Source organism: Nitrincola lacisaponensis (genome assembly GCF_000691225.1).
Classification (GTDB): domain Bacteria; phylum Pseudomonadota; class Gammaproteobacteria; order Pseudomonadales; family Balneatricaceae; genus Nitrincola; species Nitrincola lacisaponensis.
In genome coordinates, this window is sequence record NZ_JMSZ01000024.1 from 22,588 (window position 1) to 41,561 (window position 18,974).

Annotated in this window: 12 protein-coding genes; 4 read left to right on the forward strand and 8 right to left on the reverse strand. The window is 49.6% G+C overall.

The window, feature by feature from the left end; translation table 11 throughout:
* Nucleotides 1-8 precede the first annotated feature (8 nt).
* The 4 genes from aroB (at nt 9) to ADINL_RS08645 (ending at nt 8,924) form a co-directional block, all read left to right on the forward strand.
* On the forward strand, nt 9-1,082 hold the full coding sequence (gene aroB, locus ADINL_RS08630) for a 3-dehydroquinate synthase (protein ID WP_036546558.1): 1,074 nt from the start codon (nt 9-11) through the stop codon (nt 1,080-1,082).
* A 46-nt stretch (nt 1,083-1,128) separates the two neighbouring features.
* Nucleotides 1,129-2,742 carry an AAA family ATPase gene (locus ADINL_RS15955; RefSeq protein WP_051632673.1) on the forward strand — a complete coding sequence of 538 codons (1,614 nt, stop codon included), beginning with the start codon at nt 1,129-1,131 and terminating at the stop codon, nt 2,740-2,742.
* A 229-nt stretch (nt 2,743-2,971) separates the two neighbouring features.
* Nucleotides 2,972-7,426: a glutamate synthase large subunit gene (gene gltB, locus ADINL_RS08640; protein WP_036546559.1), complete on the forward strand. Its 4,455-nt coding sequence runs from the start codon at nt 2,972-2,974 to the stop codon at nt 7,424-7,426.
* A 64-nt stretch (nt 7,427-7,490) separates the two neighbouring features.
* On the forward strand, nt 7,491-8,924 hold the full coding sequence (locus ADINL_RS08645; protein WP_036546561.1) for an FAD-dependent oxidoreductase: 1,434 nt from the start codon (nt 7,491-7,493) through the stop codon (nt 8,922-8,924).
* A gap of 108 nt (nt 8,925-9,032) precedes the next feature.
* Here the strand turns inward: ADINL_RS08645 and ADINL_RS08650 are convergent, their stop codons facing one another.
* The 8 genes from ADINL_RS08650 to ADINL_RS08680 form a co-directional block, all read right to left on the reverse strand.
* Nucleotides 9,033-9,512, reverse strand: coding sequence for a type IV pilin protein (locus tag ADINL_RS08650; RefSeq protein ID WP_084154453.1), 480 nt, complete (start codon nt 9,510-9,512; stop codon nt 9,033-9,035).
* Nucleotides 9,494-14,497 carry a pilus assembly protein gene (locus ADINL_RS08655; protein WP_051632674.1) on the reverse strand — a complete coding sequence of 1,668 codons (5,004 nt, stop codon included), beginning with the start codon at nt 14,495-14,497 and terminating at the stop codon, nt 9,494-9,496. The genes ADINL_RS08650 and ADINL_RS08655 overlap by 19 nt, the downstream gene beginning before the upstream one ends.
* Nucleotides 14,498-14,526: 29 nt before the next feature.
* On the reverse strand, nt 14,527-14,985 hold the full coding sequence (locus tag ADINL_RS08660; RefSeq protein WP_036546564.1) for a pilus assembly PilX family protein: 459 nt from the start codon (nt 14,983-14,985) through the stop codon (nt 14,527-14,529).
* A gap of 7 nt (nt 14,986-14,992) precedes the next feature.
* Nucleotides 14,993-16,060, reverse strand: a complete 1,068-nt coding sequence (locus tag ADINL_RS08665; protein WP_051632675.1) for a PilW family protein — start codon at nt 16,058-16,060, stop codon at nt 14,993-14,995.
* Nucleotides 16,057-16,485, reverse strand: a complete 429-nt coding sequence (gene pilV / locus ADINL_RS08670) for a type IV pilus modification protein PilV (RefSeq protein WP_036546803.1) — start codon at nt 16,483-16,485, stop codon at nt 16,057-16,059. The genes ADINL_RS08665 and pilV overlap by 4 nt, the downstream gene beginning before the upstream one ends.
* A gap of 27 nt (nt 16,486-16,512) precedes the next feature.
* The gene (locus ADINL_RS16855; protein ID WP_084154454.1) at nt 16,513-17,010 is read right to left on the reverse strand and encodes a GspH/FimT family pseudopilin; all 498 of its coding nucleotides are present in this window, start codon (nt 17,008-17,010) and stop codon (nt 16,513-16,515) included.
* 99 nt (nt 17,011-17,109) lie between these two features.
* Entirely contained in the window at nt 17,110-17,841 is a 732-nt protein-coding gene (locus ADINL_RS08675) for a LytR/AlgR family response regulator transcription factor (RefSeq protein WP_036546567.1), read from the reverse strand.
* Complete coding sequence (locus tag ADINL_RS08680) at nt 17,829-18,869, reverse strand: sensor histidine kinase (protein WP_051632676.1); 1,041 nt, start codon at nt 18,867-18,869, stop codon at nt 17,829-17,831. The genes ADINL_RS08675 and ADINL_RS08680 overlap by 13 nt, the downstream gene beginning before the upstream one ends.
* Nucleotides 18,870-18,974 lie beyond the last annotated feature (105 nt).

The following is an 18,974-nucleotide window of genomic DNA, read 5'->3' on the forward strand; positions in this document are numbered from 1 at the left end:
GTCCACCTATGCAAACCCTGACAGTCGATCTGGGCGATAGAAGTTACCCCATCTACATTGGTGCTGGTGTGCTGCAGCAGTCGTTACTCGCGCAGCATGTGCGCGGTAAGCAGGTCATGTTAGTGAGCAATGAAACGGTTGCCCCCTTGTATCGTGCAGCTGTTTGCCAGTCACTCTCGGAGTTTGAGGTGGATGAAGTCATTCTTCCGGATGGTGAAGCCTATAAGGATCTTGCACATTGGAATCAAATATTTGATCAGTTATTGCTGAAGCGTCATAACCGAACCACAACACTGATTGCGCTGGGAGGTGGTGTGATTGGTGATATGGCAGGTTTTGCGGCGGCCTGTTATCAGCGTGGGGTTAATTTTATTCAGGTTCCGACAACGCTGCTTTCTCAGGTCGATTCTTCGGTAGGTGGCAAGACCGGAGTCAATCATCCTGCAGGTAAAAACATGATCGGTGCTTTTCATCAGCCAGTAGCCGTCCTGGCGGATACTGGGGTGTTGAATACTTTGCCGGATGTTGAGCTGTCAGCCGGTTTGGCAGAGGTGATCAAGTATGGCCTGATTCATGATGCAGACTTTTTTACCTGGCTTGAAAATAATATGCAGGCTTTGCGTAGCCGAAATGCGGATGCGTTAGCCTATGCGATTTACCGCTCTTGCGAAATCAAGGCTGAAATGGTGGCGCTGGATGAGCGCGAAGCCGGGGTGCGAGCGTTGCTGAACCTGGGGCACACGTTTGGTCATGCCATTGAAACTCATGCTGGTTACGGTCAGTGGTTGCATGGTCAGGCTGTGGCGGCAGGCACCATGATGGCAGCAGATCTGTCCTGTCGCATGGGATGGATAAACGCTGACGATGTCGATAGAATAGAACGACTGTTTAAGGCCGCGGGCTTGCCAATCAAGCCGCCCGCGGATATGACACCGGCACACTTTAACGCCCTGATGTCGATTGATAAAAAAGTTCTGGATGGTCGTTTGAGATTGGTGCTGCTTGAGGCCATTGGCCAGGCGGTGGTTACAGATCAGTTCGATCAGGCCGCATTGATGCAAACCCTACAGGGAGTGCGCTGACCCTGTCGGATAACTCTTTAAGCAGGGAAACTAGCAGGGAAACTTCATGTCAGTCAATGACCACCTATACGTTGAACCCGCCTCCCGTATGCAACTGGCTGAGAAGCTTAGCCATTTGTCCAGCTATTCGGCTTTTCTGATTCTGCTGCTGGGTGATTCCGGCAGTGGGCGCTCCATGTTGCTGGATCAGCTGGAAGCGCTACATGAACCACGTACACAGCGTTTGGCCCGCATCCATCTGCAGCAGAAAACCGATGTCACCGGTCTGCTGAGTGTATTAATCGAGGCATTGGGACTGGACCCTGAGTTGCTGAGCGATAATCGCAAGCGCCTGGCTGCTGTTCATAAGCACATTAGGGCGCTGGCAGAAGTCGGAATCTCTCTGCATGTTCAGGTGGACAATGCAGATTACCTGTCCGATAACGCGCTTGAGTTGCTATTGAGTCTGTTTCAACTGGGTGAGTTGGCGCCGCATCTATTGCTGACAGCCTTACCCGAGTTTGAGCAACGGGCTGAAGAAAAGGGTGTGTTGGAACGTCTTGAAAACCGGGTGCACATTCAAAGGCTCATGCCTTTTACTGATGTTGAGGCAGAAGACTTTGTGCTGTCTCTATTGCCGTCCCAGGTAGAGCTTACGCCACGTCAATTGCGCAAGTTGCTGGATCTCAGTGATGGGCAGCCTGGGCAGTTAAAAATGGCGGTTGATACTCTGTTGCAGCAGAGTGGTGGCGATGAAATGTCTTCACGGAGTTTCCCGCTGCCGCCACTGCATATTGCCGCAGTTGTTACGGTTTTGTTGCTGATCACCGGTTTTGCTGTCTGGCACTATTTGCCCAAAAAGAACCCGGAACCTCAAGGTGTGGCAAGAATTCAAGTTGCACCTGAGCCTATTCGGATTGAAGCTCAGTCGTCATCAGTTGCTCAAATCGAAGCGCGGGATGTGTTGGCAGAGCGTCTTGCAGAGCAGGAGGCGTTGCAGGAGTCTGAGGTTTCATTGACTCCGTCAGCAGGTCTTCAGGTGTTGCAGGATATGGAAAGCATGTCTTCGGGTGTATCCGAAGAAGCGCCTGAGTTGCCAGTGCCTGAGGTGACTGCTCCAGAGCCGGTCGTAACATCTGAACCAGAGCTGCCGACTCAGTCTGAACCAGAACCTCAACCAGAGCCAGCAGCACCTCAGCCAGAGCCAGCACCTCAGCCAGAGCCGGCACCTCAGCCAGAGCCGGCACCTGCTGCACCTGCGCCCACACCTTCTGCAGAGCCTCGCCCTGCTCCTGCTCCTGCTCCTGCTCCGGCACCTGCTCCGGCACCTGCACCTGCACCTGCTCCAGTAGCAACTGCTGCGACTTCCGCGGCAGCAGGAACCCAGGCCGAGGTCTTGCTCAGTTGGCCGGATAACGGTTTTACATTGCAGATGCTGGGCGCGCGTTCTGAAGAAAGTGTGATAAGATTCATTCAGTCACAAGCCCAGCCGCAGCGTTTTTACCGTTTTAAAACGTTGCATCAGGGTGAACCCTGGCATGTAGTGGTTTATGGTCAGTACCCTACGCGTGCAGCGGCAACAGAAGCTGTCCGTGGTCTGCCCGCTGACCTGAGAGATCGTAATCCTTGGGCCAGAACGATTTCCAGTGTGAAAGAAGATATTAGAAAGATCGATCAGTAATCTGCCGGATTACTAGAATAGATTCGCCCCTGAGCGTATCACAGACGTGATTCCAACCGGTTCAGGGGCAAATACTGAGAAAATTTCAGTGCCCCGCATCAATGCCAGAAATTGTTCTTATCCCACAAGGGGTGTAGCATTAACACCCCTTTTTTGACTCCGGGATAAGGGTTTTTGATACTCAGTGTTATAAAGTTTTGATTTTATTGGTTTTTAGTGAGATTGGCTTATGAGCAATGGTCTGTACCGCCCAGGTGAATTCAAGGACAACTGTGGCTTTGGTCTGATGGTGCACATGCAGGGAACAGCAAGTCACGGTCTCCTGCAAAAGGCAATTCAGGCGTTAGCCTGTATGACGCACCGCGGGGGGATTGCAGCAGATGGCAAAACCGGCGACGGTTGTGGTCTGCTGATGCAGAAACCGGATGCATTTATGCGTGCGGTCGCGAAAGAAGCGCTCAAAACAGATTTAAGTGATCTGTATGCCGTCGGCATGGTTTTCCTGTCGCAGAACCCGGCTTTGGCGGACAAAGCCCGTCAGCAGTTGAATCAGGAACTGTCTGAATTGGGATTGCGTGTCAGGGGCTGGCGTGAAGTGCCGACTGACGATACCTGTCTCGGACCGATTGCCAAAGACACTCTGCCTCGTATTGAGCAGGTGTTTGTAGACACTGAAGAAAAATCTGAGCGCGAGTTCGTAATCAGCCTGTTTACCGCCCGCCGGAAAGCTGAAATCGCACTGAGTGATGATCCCGATTTCTATATCTGCAGCCTGTCAGACAAGGTCATCTCCTATAAAGGTCTGATGATGCCGGTCGATCTGCCGGTCTTTTATAAAGACCTCAGCGATGAGCGTCTGCAGACGGCTATTTGTACCTACCACCAGCGCTTTTCTACCAATACTGCGCCACGTTGGCCGCTGGCTCAGCCTTTCCGCTTCCTGGCACACAATGGTGAAATCAATACCATCGAAGGTAACCGTGCCTGGTCTCGTGCTCGCAGCACCAAGTTCGCCACGCCGTTGCTGCCCAACGTGGATGAGTTGCAACCGATCGTCAACACCACCGGGTCAGACTCTTCCAGTATGGATAACATGCTGGAGTTCCTGATGGTGGGCGGCATGGATATCTATCGTGCAGTTCGCATGATCGTGCCGCCTGCCTGGCAGAACGTTGAAACCATGGATTCAAACCTGCGGGCTTTCTACGAGTTCAACTCCATGCACATGGAGCCCTGGGATGGTCCTGCAGGCATGGTAATGACCGATGGCCGTTACGCCGTGTGTATGCTGGATCGAAATGGTCTGCGTCCGTCCCGCTGGGTGATGCTGAAAGACGGTCTGCTGTGTACCGCCTCAGAAATTGGTGTATTTGACTACGAGCCTTCCAGTATCGAAGCGCAGGGGCGTGTCGGACCTGGACAGATTCTGGTGGTCGATACCCAGACGGGTGATGTGCTGCATACCCCGGATGTCGATAACCTTTTGAAATCGCGTCAACCTTACCGTAAGTGGTTGCGTGAGCACTCGATTCCTCTGGAACAGACCATGAGCTTTGTGGAAGAGTCGACCTCTTTCCGCGAAATGAGCCCGGAAGAAACCCGCACCCACATGAAAATGTTCCAGGTCACCTTTGAAGAGCGTGATCAGGTGCTGAGACCGCTGGGTGAGTCGGGTATGGAAGCCGTAGGCTCCATGGGTGATGACAAGCCGATGGCGGTGTTGTCCGGACGTGTGCGTTCCGTCTATGACTACTTCCGGCAGCAGTTTGCTCAGGTCACCAACCCGCCGATTGACCCGCTGCGTGAAGCGATTGTCATGTCGCTGCAGACCTGTATCGGCCGTGAGAAAAATGTCTTCGAAGAGACGCCGGAACATGCACGTCGTATCGTGCTGAAATCCCCAGTCTTGTCGGCCAGTAAATTCCGTCGCCTGCGTGATATGAACATCGAAGGCTTCGAGTCTGAAACGCTCGACATGCAATACGATCCGGCTGTCGGCCTGAAGCAGGCGATTATCAATCTGTGTGAGCAGGCTGAAGCGGCGGCACGTCGTGGCAAGGTTATTCTGATTCTCAGTGATGCCTATATCAAACAGGGGCAACTACCGATTCATGCGGCGATGGCGACGGGTGCAGTCAACCAGCATCTGGTCTCCAAGGGGCTGAGAACCAGCGCCAACCTGGTTGTTGAAACCGCTACGGCACGTGACCCGCATCACTTTGCCGTACTGTTCGGCTTCGGTGCTACCGCGGTGTATCCTTACCTGGCTTACCGGGTACTGAATGATCTGTGCCGTACCGGTGAAATCACCGGTGAGCCTCTGCAGTCGCATGAGAATTTCCGTAAAGGGATCAACAAGGGTCTGCTGAAGATTCTGTCCAAAATGGGTATCTCTACCATTGCCTCTTACCGCTCAGCGCAGCTGTTTGAAGCGGTGGGACTGTCCAGCGAAGTTGTTGATCTGTGCTTTAAAGGCGTCACCAGCCGTATTGAAGGGGCGAAGTTCGATCACTTCCAGGCGGATCAGGCGTTACTGGCCGCTGAAGCCTGGAGCAACCGCAAGCCAATCCAGCAGGGTGGTTTGCTGAAGTATGTGCATGGTGGTGAATACCATGCCTATAACCCGGATGTTGTTACCAGTATCCATAAGGCAGTGACCAGCGGCGACTGGCGTGATTACCAGCGTTATGCCGATCTGGTGAACCAGCGTGGCGTGGCGACGCTGCGTGATTTGCTCGGTATTCGCAAGGATATTCAGCCGATTCCGCTGTCAGAAGTGGAGCCGGTCGAAAACCTCTTCCCGCGCTTTGACTCGGCCGCGATGTCTCTCGGTGCACTGTCACCTGAAGCACATGAGGCGCTTGCGGTCGCCATGAACGAATTGGGCGGACGCTCGAACTCGGGTGAGGGTGGTGAAGATCCTGCCCGTCATGGCACGATTAAGCGCTCCAAAATCAAGCAGATTGCCTCCGGTCGTTTTGGTGTCACACCTGAGTACCTGATGAGCGCCGATGTTATGCAGATCAAGGTGGCTCAGGGTGCCAAGCCCGGTGAGGGTGGACAGTTGCCAGGTGGCAAGGTCAACGCGCTGATCGCCCGGTTACGTTATTCAGTACCCGGTGTGACGCTGATTTCGCCACCGCCACATCATGATATCTACTCGATTGAGGATTTGGCACAGCTGATTTTCGATCTCAAGCAGATCAATCCCGAAGGTCTGGTGTCGGTCAAGCTGGTGTCGCGCCCCGGTGTTGGTACGATTGCCTGTGGCGTGGCGAAAGCCTATGCCGACCTGATCACGATTTCAGGTTACGACGGTGGTACTGCGGCCTCACCACTGACCTCGATCCATTATGCCGGTTCCCCCTGGGAACTGGGCCTGGCGGATGCGCATCAGTCACTGCGGGGTAACCAGTTACGTGGCAAAATCCGTCTGCAGACAGATGGCGGTCTGAAGACCGGTCTGGATGTGGTCAAGGCTGCGATGCTGGGAGCCGAGAGCTTTGGTTTCGGTACCATGCCGATGGTGGCACTGGGCTGTAAGTACCTGCGAATCTGCCATCTGAACAACTGTGCGACCGGTGTGGCCACTCAGCGTTCAGACCTGCGTGAAGAGCACTTCCGTGGCACCGTGGAAATGGTGAAGAACTTCTTCCGCTTTGTTGCTGAAGAAACACGTCAATGGATGGCGCTGTTAGGTGTGCGGACCATGGAAGAGCTGGTCGGCCGTACCGATCTGCTGGAAATACTGGCGGGTGAAACGGACCGTCAGCAGTCTCTGGATCTGTCGCCGTTACTGAGTCAGGCGAATATCCCGGCAGAAGCGCCGCACACGGTGCAGCAGCATCGCAATGAACCCTATGATCCGGGTGCGCTGAACAATGAAATGCTGGCGCAGGCCAAAGGTGCTATCCATGATAAAACCGGCGGTGAGTTCCTGTTCAAAATCACCAACTGCGATCGCTCTGTCGGTGCGCGTACCTCCGGTTTGATTGCCAAACTGCATGGCAACCTGGGCATGTCGGATACACCGGTGATCTTTAACTTTAAAGGCCATGCCGGACAGTCCTTCGGGGTCTGGAATGCCGGTGGCCAGTACCTGTACCTGGAAGGTGATGCGAACGACTACGTTGGCAAGGGTATGGCAGGCGGTAAAATCGTCCTGCGCGCATTCGACGATGTTGGCTATAAGACCCATGAAGCCTCAATCATGGGTAATACCTGTCTCTATGGTGCAACGGGTGGAAAACTCTTTGCGGCCGGTCAGGCGGGTGAGCGTTTTGCGGTGCGTAACTCCGGTTGCCACGCTGTCATCGAGGGTGCAGGTGATCACTGCTGCGAATACATGACCGGTGGTGTCGTCACTGTACTGGGTAAAACAGGCTATAACTTCGGTGCAGGTATGACCGGTGGCTTTGCCTATGTGCTGGATCTGGACAACAGTTTTGTGGATAAATACAACCACGAACTGGTGGACATCCACCGTATTGCGACTGAGCAGATGGAAGCACATAAGAACCACCTGCGCTCGACCATTATCGAGTTTACCCGTGAGACGCGCAGCGCCTGGGGACAGGAAGTGCTGGATAACTTCGATGACCTGATAGGTAAGTTCTGGCTGGTGAAGCCCTATGCAACCGGGATTAACGACCTGCTGAACAGCATCCGCAAGCGTCCTGAGTAACACCCTGACAGGTAATGATTAAGGTAGTGCCGGCCAAGTGCCGGCCTGCGAATGAGGTGTAAAGATGGCTGACCGTCTGAGTAATGATTTTCAGTTTATGGAAGTGGGCCGTAAAGGTCCGGAAAAAATCAGTGCAGCTGTACGTAAAAAACAGTTTGCCGAGATTTATGAACCGTTTAAACCCCGTAATGCATCCAACCAGGCACACCGCTGCCTGGAATGTGGTAACCCCTATTGTGAATGGAAGTGTCCGGTACACAACTTCATTCCCAACTGGCTGAAGCTGGTCTCTGAAGGCAATATTCTTGAAGCAGTAGAGCTGAGCCACCAGACCAACACCCTGCCTGAAGTCTGTGGTCGTGTTTGTCCACAGGATCGTCTGTGTGAGGGAGCCTGCACCCTGAATGATGGCTTTGGTGCCGTCACCATCGGTTCGGTTGAGAAATACATCACGGATACCGCCTTTGCGATGGGCTGGAAACCGGACATGTCCAACGTTGTCTGGACTGACAAAAAAGTGGCCATCATCGGTGCGGGTCCTGCGGGCCTTGGCTGTGCCGATATTCTGGTGCGTAATGGCGTCAAGCCGGTGGTATTTGATCGTAACCCGGAAATTGGTGGTCTGCTGACCTTCGGTATTCCTGAATTCAAGCTGGAAAAATCTGTCATGGTGCGTCGCCGGAAGATTTTCGAAGGCATGGGTATCGAGTTCCGACTGAACACCGAAATCGGTCAGGATATTACGCTGGAGCAACTGCTGGCTGAGTATGATGCTGTTTTCCTGGGTATGGGTACCTACACCTATATGAAAGGCGGCTTCCCGGGCGAAGATCTCCAGGGGGTCTATGATGCACTGCCATTCCTGATTTCCAACGTGAACCACTGCCTGGGTTATGAAAAAGACCCGTCTGACTATATCAACCTGAAAGGCAAGCGCGTGGTTGTGCTCGGTGGTGGTGATACCGCCATGGACTGTAACCGCACCTCTATCCGTCAGGGCGCCAAGTCAGTGACCTGTGCCTACCGTCGTGATGAAGCCAATATGCCAGGTTCCAAAAACGAAGTGGTCAACGCGCGCGAAGAAGGCGTCAAGTTCGTGTTTAACCGTCAACCGGTTGAAGTGATCGGCGAAGAGGGCAAGGTAACCGGCGTGAAAGTCGTCACCACACGCATGGGTGAGCCTGACGAGAACGGGCGTCAGCGTGCTGAAGTCGTAGAGGGTTCTGAAGAGATCCTCAAAGCGGATGCCGTGTTGATCGCGTTCGGTTTCCGTCCCAGCCCTGCACCCTGGTTTGCAGATTTCAATATCGGCTTGCACTCGGATGGCCGTGTTGACACCTCCGCACAGCCTAAAGAAGCAGGTCGCTTCGCGTTCCAGACCACCAACCCGAAAATCTTTGCCGGTGGCGATATGGTCAGAGGCTCTGATCTGGTTGTGACCGCAATCGATGAAGGGCGCAAAGCGGCTGAGGGAATATTGGATTATTTGGAAGTGTAAGGTTCAATCGTTGAATGAAAAAAGGCGCTACCTGTTCGAGGTAGCGCCTTTTTTATGTTCGTGCGGTATTGTATGTATGCAGGCGCACGGATGCGCTGGAGCGGTGTGTCAGTTACGCCAGCATTGGTCCAATGCGAGTGCTCCACTTCTGCCTTTTACGCCTGCATGATTTAGCGTCAGGTTACCGCACCCATCTCCAGCCATGGCCCCCTTGGGGGTTGCAGTCAGCGTGTAGGTATTTGCAGTTATGACTGTTAAAGACAGATCATAATACTTGTTTGCACCATCCTTGGGTGATTCGTCAAAAGGCAGAACTGGAGCCGAAGGTGGTGTAGTCGCAGCATTATTGTAACGATTATTGGCCGTATAATATCTTTCCATAAACTGCGCGAGCTCAAGTAAGTTGGCTTGCGCCTCAGCACGACGGCTTTTAGTGATAGAGTCCTGGTACGATGGATAAGCAATTGAAGCTAATATAGCTACGATTGCTACCACGATCATTAGCTCTATAAGGCTGAAGCCTTCTCGTTTTCTAAAGTGAAAATACTTTATTTTTAAGGTGTTTAAACTTATCGCAGTTGCTGCCATGATTGCCTTCCAAATTGTTGTCCAGTTCCCAGTATTTCTGTCAGTTCTTCGCCTTCTTCTAGTCCGCCTTCGAGTGTAAAGGCTCTACCTTCTTCATCACTGACAATAGTTGCAGATTCACCTGTATGAGAGCCACCGGTTAAACGGCTAACAACTTGACCATCAATCAAGTCACCATCACCGATTACTCCATCTTGATTCAGATCAAATACAGATAGCAAATTTCTGTCACCTGTTCCAATCATCAAATCTGTATAACGTCCTTCCACGCCACCTATGCATGGGTCCACTGCAGGTGCCATGGATGTAAAGAGCACTCGGTCTCTGCGGATTCCCGGTACAATGGTTGGTTTATTAATAACACGTTCTCCATCACTTACACCATCAATAGCTAAGTCCAAATACCAGCCTTTATAAATTTGAGTTGCACCGATAGAGTTGGTACTAGTTGACTGATAACCATTGGCTGAATCAGACCAAGTTATTTCTTGTTTAAGGAGCTGGTTTTTTAAAATTGTAGTCGAACTACTTATTTGTTCGAGTCCATAGAGGGTCTGAACCTGATAGTTAGTATCGGTGTCAGAGCTTCTGAAATAGCTGCCTGTACCGAATAAAAGCATAATGCTGGAGCTGGTGTTGGATTTAGATGCGATTAGTATTTGCGAAGTTATGGGTTGTGCAACACCGTCAGGATCTGTAGCTGAAAACACTAAGTTGACATTGTTTTTCCATTGGTTCTGGCTAACAGAAAGGTTAAATTTCCATACGTTACCCTGTAAGTCACCTGCGTATACGTTATTGATGGCCAGATTGTTAGCAGGCCAGTCTGATATAGAAACTGGTGACAGACCATTAGGTGAAGACGCGCTGCCTACACCAGTATCTAATTTTTCAATTAAGGTTCCGTCTTTTAGGTCTACAATAAACAGCATGGCACGGTTCGAAGCACTATTGTAGCCATTACTAAATACAGCTACCCATCGACAGCTAGTGCTTTGGCCTGATGTGACCGAAATGCAACCTATCTGTGGGTGGGTTACTCCATAGCCCAAATCTGGGTGTTGGAACTCCCATAAAACATCAGCAGAAGTAAAGTTTGTTGGGTTGCTGACATCCAGTGCGAAGATGCTTCTGCCTCCTGCCCCCATACTGCCAACTGCAACCGTTCTCCATTTTGCGGAAGTTTCTCCTGGGGCCTGGAAATACGCGTCATTTGTAGCAATAGTGCCGTCAACCATGTATTGATGATTGTCAGCATAGTCTATATCCATTAATCGATTTACTTTTGCTGCTGAGCCAGTGGTTGATTCAGGTTCAAGCAGTTCGCGTGGGATATAGGCAAACAGTTCTTTACCACCATCTGTACTATCAGCACTGGCATTGAAAGCGTGAACAAAGCCTGAGTTCGTTCCCACAAACAAAACGTTTGGTCTTGCTTTGTAGTTTGTCGAGTTCCTATAGTTGGAATAGCTTGCTGCTGCTGGGTCATTAAGTAAGCTGTATCCAAGATTGCTTTTACCCATAAACTGAGGGTCAGAGTTAATGATGGATCCAAGTAAGCGAACTCCACTTGCTGTTTGACGGCTTCTGAACGAGCTGTCTGCGGAGTCATTGCCACGAAGCCATGCTACACGCTGTGGTCCCAAGCCGTCAGCATTATTGCTTAGATCTTTATTTAAGGCTCCTTTTTGAGTATCACTGAGTTGATTAAAATCAAACTCAACGGGTTCTTGAGACCATTGTTCATCGTTTAGCACCAGCCGTGTTGTAAAAATGTTTCGGTTTACATTTGCTTGCGCCATTTCACGTAGCTTGCTCTCAGCATCCCAAACCATTGAGCCAACAGAGCCATTGGTATTCAAGCTGAATGCTTTTAGTTGGCCTGACCAGTCTTCGGGGCGAAATCCTGCTGTATAGGCAAGTGTTCCAGTTCTGAGTGATCCAGAGCTTACTGCAGCGGCGGTAGTAGATGGTTCCCCCAGAACCAAAATGGCTTCAAAAGCTGATGTCAGTTGCTGTTTTAAGTTTGAAGCATTGGTCACTAAAAAATAATTAGGTGAAGCTTCACCTGTGGATAGGTTTTCAGATCCTGCAGAGCCATATTTTGCTGCATACCAAAGTGGATCATTGAGAAGTGTAGCTGTAGATGTTGCACTGGGTGTAAAGGTGCGTGAAGCATAGAGAGGCAGTGAAGGCTTGTCAGGGCAGGATGCGGGACGTGTAGCGCCACTGCAGTCGCCTATCTCAAAACCTGGGGGTGTGTCCATAGGGAACCATGGATCATTTCCGGCTGATGTCGCTCTATCACGTACTTCTAAATAAACTCCATCCTTCGTTGTACCAGAGATAACATATCCCATGTGATGAATAATACCTCCAGCAGCATACTCAGAATCAAGTATTACAGTGATAGTATTATCATCGTTAACCTTAATGTCGTATCGAACGATAGCATCCATGTCATGATCGGCGCCCTGCTCAACATCTTCAAAGTTAATTCTGAATATGTAATGGCCTGGTTCGAATTTTTCTACAAAAAAATCAACTATAGTATTTGTTGGTTGAAAAGATCTTGATGCCCAACTGGTAGAGTCTTGTCCTACCGATTTTCCAAACGGTATTATTGTTACAATTTTTCCATCAACTGGAATTTCTATTTTAGGTAAAGGTGACGCAAGAGCTACAGCAAAGGTATTTATGTTTTGAGTGTTTGGAAGGTCTGAGCGTAAATCATTATTATAGGCATAATGAGTAACTGCTGCTGAATAGTATCCACCTTCTTTAGTCGGCTCAGCAGGGCTGAGACCTCTAATATTTCCGAAACCGGTTACTGTTTTTGCAGAGGGAACCCCATCACTTTCAGAGCCCGATACACCAATAAAGTGTAAGCTGCTACTACCATATTCTTTATTCCAAACCTTGTTTGCTTCAGACGTGGCATTAAAATTTAAACCACTAGGAAGGTCGCCGGAAAAGCTTGAATTAAAATAGCTTCCAGGAATATAGGTTGTGTCATAAGAAGGATTCACGTCACTAATGACCAACTGTGCGGCAGGTGTACACCATAAACGATCTTCGTAAGGATCTTCCCAGTCTGGAGCAGGAAGAAACATATGATTGGTTCCAGAGTGATGTCTCAGTGTCACCTTTTCACGTTTGTTGTCTAATGCTGGAGAAAATTGAGTAGTAGGAGAAGTCTTTCCGGAGAAATATCTCAGGCTTTCATACAGCATTTCGGCAACCGGATTACCCCAGTCAGGAAATTTTGTATCTGAATCTGACATGGGTTTATCTGTTAACCAGCCTCCGTGATACTGGAAGTTACCACCAGCATCAAAATCTACAATTCTAAGCTTACTGATAGTGTCAATAATTCCACTTGTTGTAGTAAATACACCAGTAGCAGAAACAATTTCATCAGAAATGCTGGCTATATTTTTTCTTAGAACCCCTCCCCTCATGTTGTAAGGATGGGTATAGGACCCAGTTATCAGGCCAAAAAGCATCTGGTCATTTTTACCAAATTCTTGGAGTAATCCGATGGGTTTATAATTGCCTTCTGGGTACTGCTGACAGTTTTCTTCCAGATATGGCGAGCTACATACTTCTACCCTGACAATGTAATCTGTCATGCTGGAAGCAGGTATAGTCGCATTTTTTGACCAGGTTGTAATGATAGGCGCTTTATTGGTTTCACTCTCGCTGGCGCGTAAAAGAGAGCTTGGCACAATTTCCCAGGATGTTTGTCCAGGACGCATGACTAGCAACTGCCAATTATCACCCCCAGTTTGCTCTTCATGTCTGAAAGTAAAGTCATGCCACCCTTGAGTTAAATTTATTTCACCAACATGCGCATTTGTTTCAGCAATTAAAGCTGTACCGATTTGCTGGGCTGTGCCTGTTTTATTTCCGTGCCCCCCATACCAGTAAGATACGACTGTACCATTAATTTCAAACTCTACAGCATCGTCACCGTTTACTGCAAATTTGTATGTTCCACTTTGTTGTGCATGAAACTGGCCAGTAATATTTGTTAAATAATAATCATGACTGCAATAGCTTGGTGCCGTGAAAGGATTGTTATTCGAGCCTGTTGTATCTATTCTGCCGTTGCTGACATGGCCGCTACCGCATTGAAAATCCTCTAAGGCTTGGCGCATCTGTAAGAAGTCTTGGTGACTATTAGCATGGCTTGTGGGCAGAGTTGTTGCGCCATATACACAAGGATTATTGTTGTTACCACCATGAATGCAGCGTGAACCCGCTACATGGCGTTCAATAGCTACCCACTCCCAAATCCGGTAACGTGAGTTCGTCAGAACGCGCATTAACGGCTCCATGTTTGCGCTTCTGTGTGGGCTTAGCACATCATCTTTTAATAAAGTTGTATTTGCAAATAGATGACGAGTTCCAGATGCGGGTAAGTCCAATGGAGTATATTTTCTAATATCGTATCCATCATGCTCAATACTTCTATACTCTTTTCCCCAACTGTGCGCATCTTGCGGTATATAGCTTCTTTCAAGAACCGTTTTTTCGGCAGTATCGGTTACTCGATTTCCACCGTATAGGACTTTTCTCAGGGCATCTATCCTGGCTGTAGTAATATAATTAAGAAAATCGCCACTCCAGCCAGAGGTGCATTGTTTGTTATTGGCTTCGGCAGAGGCCTTAAATTGATTGTCAGCGTATGAGTAGCAAAGCGTTGAGTCAAAATAGCCATAATAATCTACTTTGTCTGGTTCGTAACCTATATTTAAAATGCCGTCACCATTGAGATCGGAGGCATCATTATAGGCTTCATAGTAAAGGGTGTGGTCTCTGCCCATTACAATCATGTTTAAAGGTGGAACTGCTTCACCCCTGACAGAAAGAGGTACTTGAGATATGTCAATGCTAGCTATGGCATAGCTACTTGATATCAGTGTTATCAATATAAAAGCTGTTTTTATTGATAGTTTTTTTATGGTTTTGGAAATATTCATTTGAACCACCTAATTTTCAGCTTTTAAGTTTACTGAACAGGCCTAAACCTTGATTCAACAACTACAGTTGTTACGTCTGTGCCACCCCAGCCTATGGCATTCACTGGAAAAATATTATGAAATTCAGCGGGTAATTCACCTGGGTTAACACGATACAGACCGGGTTCACTCACAAAGTATCTTGGGTCCTGATGCAGCATGTTGCTTAGAGCGTGGGTTGTCCCAGCTTCTCCATCCCAGTCCTCTGGGTCTGTCAAACTATTAGCAAACAGGGCTTCATTGTCTGAGTTAGCTCGCACAAAATCCTCTCCACCACGCAGTGCCGCTTCAGCTGCTTGAAATGCCATATTTCGGTCACGCATATTGCCGGACATACGTTCCTGCATGGATGTAGTTTGAATGCCTGCGACACCTAAAATAGTCAGTATCAATAAAAAAAGTAAACTGACTATAAGTGCGCTGCCTGCCTGTTTGTATAAACTCATCATTTATTACTCACGGTAATTTATTACGTAATCCGATTGTTGTCGTAAATGCCTGATACATTCTCCGATCACCGGCGGGTGCATCAAATGTCCCTCCGTCAAAAGGAATGCCTGTCATATTGTTTGGTAATATATTGGCATGCTCACTGCGTGCCAACAGGCTGACTCTTACTGCGACAACGTCTTCCCAGTTGGCTACAGCGTCGGCGGAAACATAGTTGTCAACACGCTTGTTGTTATTTGTGTCTACACCGTAGCGGATCTGCATATTAATGATATTATCGACCAGTTCCTGATCTTCGCCTGCACCAGTACCACTAAAGCGTATTCTTCTTAGTGCGGTATTGTTTGGGTCTGCATCACTGGCGCCTATGTAGTAAAGGTCACTTTGAAACAGCATGATGCGCATGTTTTCAGAATAGGTTTTACTGAAGAGGTTGGAATTGTTTGGTGTTTTATTTCCTGGCCCTATGCCTTGACCTGGATTACCTCTATTTAGGTTATTTCCATTTTCGTTATTCGCTTTTTGAAATATGTCGCATGCATCATCCTCAGCTACTATTATTATCTGACCCCTAGGAATACCGTTGTCTGTCTGGTCGATAGTTATCGTTGCTGAATTTGCTAGCGTATTACCGTTGGCTGTGATCCCTGATCTCGTAGCCGCATGCTTTACCAGCAGTACATCTGTATTGGCAACATAGCCATTCATATTGCCTGCGTAAGCGGCGGGAGAAGCATTATTCCAGCCTTCTAATCCTGCACCTAGTGTATGTATCGCTTGATCATAATTAGCATCGGTTTCATCCAGAAGAATGTTAATATCGACATTCGTACCACAGCCGCCTTTATAGCCCGCCTGACGAATATTACGGCTCAATACTTCGGTGGCGTAACGACCGCTTTCCTGAATTCGCGACATGGCTTCCTGGGTGCGATAGGCTTGTTGAGTAGAGGCAAATACCTGGATGACACCGGCCAGTATCAATAAACCCAACACCATAGAGATCATCAGCTCTATCAGCGATAGCCCCGCCTGGTGTGTTTTGGTCTGTTTGGGATAGTGATTGAGTTTCATAAGTCAGTGACCATTGCAAAAGATTGCAGGGCTTCCGTTCCGCGACTGTCATCCCATTGCACGATAACGGTTACTGTTGTTCCATTCATTGCCACACTGCTATTGCCTGATGGCAGGGTGGCTTGAATGATTTGCCGCCACTCACGCAGGTCCTGCGCTGGTACTGAGTTTCCTGCGGGGTTGGCTGCGTCTATGGCTAGTTGATAATCACCATCCAGTGCGGCGCGCCGGTTGGCACGCATTCTGTCAGTTATATCATAAGACAGGTTAACAGCCTGGGTTCTCTGATACGCACTGTGATTCAACGACAGAGTGCGTGCTTGCAAGCCAGCCATGCCCAACAGGCCAACAGAGAGTATGACCAAGGCTATAAGTATCTCTATTAGGGATACGCCTTGTTGATTTCTGCTCTTAAATGTATTCATGATGTTCATTCATATTCATAAGCATGTTTAAGGACAAACAACTCTTGTTGCACTTATGCGGCCACTAGCGTTTATATTAATTGATCTGGCTTGGTCTCCGGTGCATCCTGAAAAGTGAGTGGATAGTGTCGTTGCGCCTCCACTAAGCTCACCCAAAGCATTAAAAGTGATGTCTCCAGCAGCACCTGCCTGGGCCATGACTACGCTGGCTGGCGGAGTTCCCCACACTCTGAGTGGATCTTCACCGGCGATATCCAGTGTCACTATCCATCCACTGCTTCCGTCCCAGGCGCCGTTACAGGTTGCCTGATTAGTACTTGCACAGACTTTCACGTCCCGAGCTCTTCTGACAGCTTCAGAGCGCGCTAAATTGAGTGCGGTCACTAGCTCATTAGCCAAAGCTGTGGAGCGACTGTTCTGAATAACATTGTTAAAACTTGGAACACCAATGCCCAGCAATATTGCCAACACAGCTATAGCCACAAGTAGCTCAATTAAAGTTATACCGGATGACTTATGTTTCATAATTTAGATTCATCTGATGAGTTTTATGCCACATTCGATCTAGCCATGCTCTGTAGTGAGCTTAGGATGTGTTGGGTGTCGTGAAAAGTACTTTAGTGCTCAACGGTCCGAAACTTCGGATAAGTGGTAGTCACGTTTGAGTTGTGAAGCCATTCGGCGGCTAATTTCAACTTTGTCTGATGTGCCAGAAATCTCAGCGAAATAACAGGCGTGCGCATCTTTTTTGATGCCGATCATGCGTGATTTATTGAGTACGCAGTTTCTGTGTACCCTCAAGACGAGCTGCCCATAATGCTGTTCAAGCTGCTTCAGACTCTGCTCAACAATCGCTTCTCCGCCATCAAATGCCATTTTGACGACTTTGTCTTCAGCCATAAAGTACTGCACTTTCTCGAAGCGAATGCGCCGGATGCTGTTGCCTATCTGATAGCTGATCCAGGGGTTCAGCTCATCATTTTTTTCCAGGTGTGCGCGGGTGTGGGTGCCCAGCCGATCCAGTGCGGCTTTAAGACGCTTTGGATCAACCGGCTTAAGCAGGTAGTCACTTGGACCGACTCGATAGGCGTCCAGTGCATGTTCAGGGTGTGCGGTGACCAGGATAATGGCAGGTGGAATCTGACGCTGGTTCAGGGTTTCGGCCAGCGATAACCCATCGCCACCCGGCATCTCAATATCCAGCATGACCAGGTCTGGATCGAGCTGTATGACTTTCTGCAGTGCTTCTGCTGCATCAGCGGCTTCACCGACCCACTCAAAGGCAGGGTGTTCGGCCAATAAACGCTTCAACCTGGCCCGGGCCAGGGGCTCGTCGTCTACGATCAGGGTGCGCATGCGTTCGTCTCTTGAAACGGAATCACCAGTTTGACGCGATATTCGCCTTCCACCTCACCGGTTGTCAGGCGCGCGCGGTCATCATACATCAGTGCCAGACGCTGGCGGATGTTTTCAATAGCCATGCCATTGCCCTTGAGCCTCTCTGCATCTGTAGCGGGCAGAGGGTTTTGAATCAACAGTGTCAGGTGTTTTTCACTCAGCAACACCTGAACCTGTATCGTCCCCGGTGACGGATTTGATTCGATACCATAACGTACGGCATTTTCCAGCAGAGGTTGCAGGGTGAGTGTGGGCAGGGGAATGTCCGGCAAGTGTTCGGGTATCTGGCGACTGACACTCAGCCGCGAGCCAAGCCGCCAGCTTTCCAGCGACAAATACGCATCGGCCAATTCCAGTTCCGCTTTCAGATGGCTGCTTTCACCGGCTTTCAGCGCCGCGCGAAACAGGTTGGACAGGTTCAGTAGTGCTTGTTCTGCAGCTTCAGGGTCCTGTCGCGTCAGTTCTGCGGTGGTATTCAGACTGTTGAACAGGAAGTGCGGACGAATACGTGCCTGCAGGGCGTCCAGTTCGGCGCGTGATTGTGCCGCTATGCGCTGGTGGCGTTCGAGGTGCATCAGGTAGAATTGTAAACCGATGACGCCGACGATACCCGCAATCAGCAGGTTGTGCAGGATAAACAGCCCGGGTTCAACTTGCGCTTCCCAGCCTTTACCGGTGAGCAGGCCATAAGCGACCAGGCTGACCAGAGCAGTGCAGCTCAGTAAAACGCTCAGAGCCAGAATGGCTAGTTGTTTGGGGGTCTGATGTGGCCAGCGCTTTTGTATCTGACACAGGATCATCAGTGACAGCAGTGTAACCCACTGCACGAACAGGGTGCTGAGGCCCAGTCGAAACCAGCGATCTTCCAGTGTGCCAGGTGCCAGTGCCAGCAGGATTGCAACGGCTTGCGCCAGTACCGTAGCTCGCAATACCAGTTTGCTACTGCACAGGGGAGGGCCATGTTGGGCTGTGTGTATTTTGAGCATATCCCGGCCGAAAGTGAGATCTCTGGATGTCCATAACTAATACAGAGCCTCAGTATAGAGCCAAGGCCTTGGCTATACAAAGGAGGATGCGGGTCTGATAGTATG

Coding starts and splice junctions, on each gene's coding strand:
- aroB (WP_036546558.1), top strand. CDS start 9: ATGCAAACCCTGACAGTCGATCTGGGCGATAGAAGTTACCCCATCTAC.
- ADINL_RS15955 (WP_051632673.1), top strand. CDS start 1,129: ATGTCAGTCAATGACCACCTATACGTTGAACCCGCCTCCCGTATGCAA.
- gltB (WP_036546559.1), top strand. CDS start 2,972: ATGAGCAATGGTCTGTACCGCCCAGGTGAATTCAAGGACAACTGTGGC.
- ADINL_RS08645 (WP_036546561.1), top strand. CDS start 7,491: ATGGCTGACCGTCTGAGTAATGATTTTCAGTTTATGGAAGTGGGCCGT.
- ADINL_RS08650 (WP_084154453.1), bottom strand. CDS start 9,512: ATGGCAGCAACTGCGATAAGTTTAAACACCTTAAAAATAAAGTATTTT.
- ADINL_RS08655 (WP_051632674.1), bottom strand. CDS start 14,497: ATGAATATTTCCAAAACCATAAAAAAACTATCAATAAAAACAGCTTTT.
- ADINL_RS08660 (WP_036546564.1), bottom strand. CDS start 14,985: ATGATGAGTTTATACAAACAGGCAGGCAGCGCACTTATAGTCAGTTTA.
- ADINL_RS08665 (WP_051632675.1), bottom strand. CDS start 16,060: ATGAAACTCAATCACTATCCCAAACAGACCAAAACACACCAGGCGGGG.
- pilV (WP_036546803.1), bottom strand. CDS start 16,485: ATGAATACATTTAAGAGCAGAAATCAACAAGGCGTATCCCTAATAGAG.
- ADINL_RS16855 (WP_084154454.1), bottom strand. CDS start 17,010: ATGAAACATAAGTCATCCGGTATAACTTTAATTGAGCTACTTGTGGCT.
- ADINL_RS08675 (WP_036546567.1), bottom strand. CDS start 17,841: ATGCGCACCCTGATCGTAGACGACGAGCCCCTGGCCCGGGCCAGGTTG.
- ADINL_RS08680 (WP_051632676.1), bottom strand. CDS start 18,869: ATGCTCAAAATACACACAGCCCAACATGGCCCTCCCCTGTGCAGTAGC.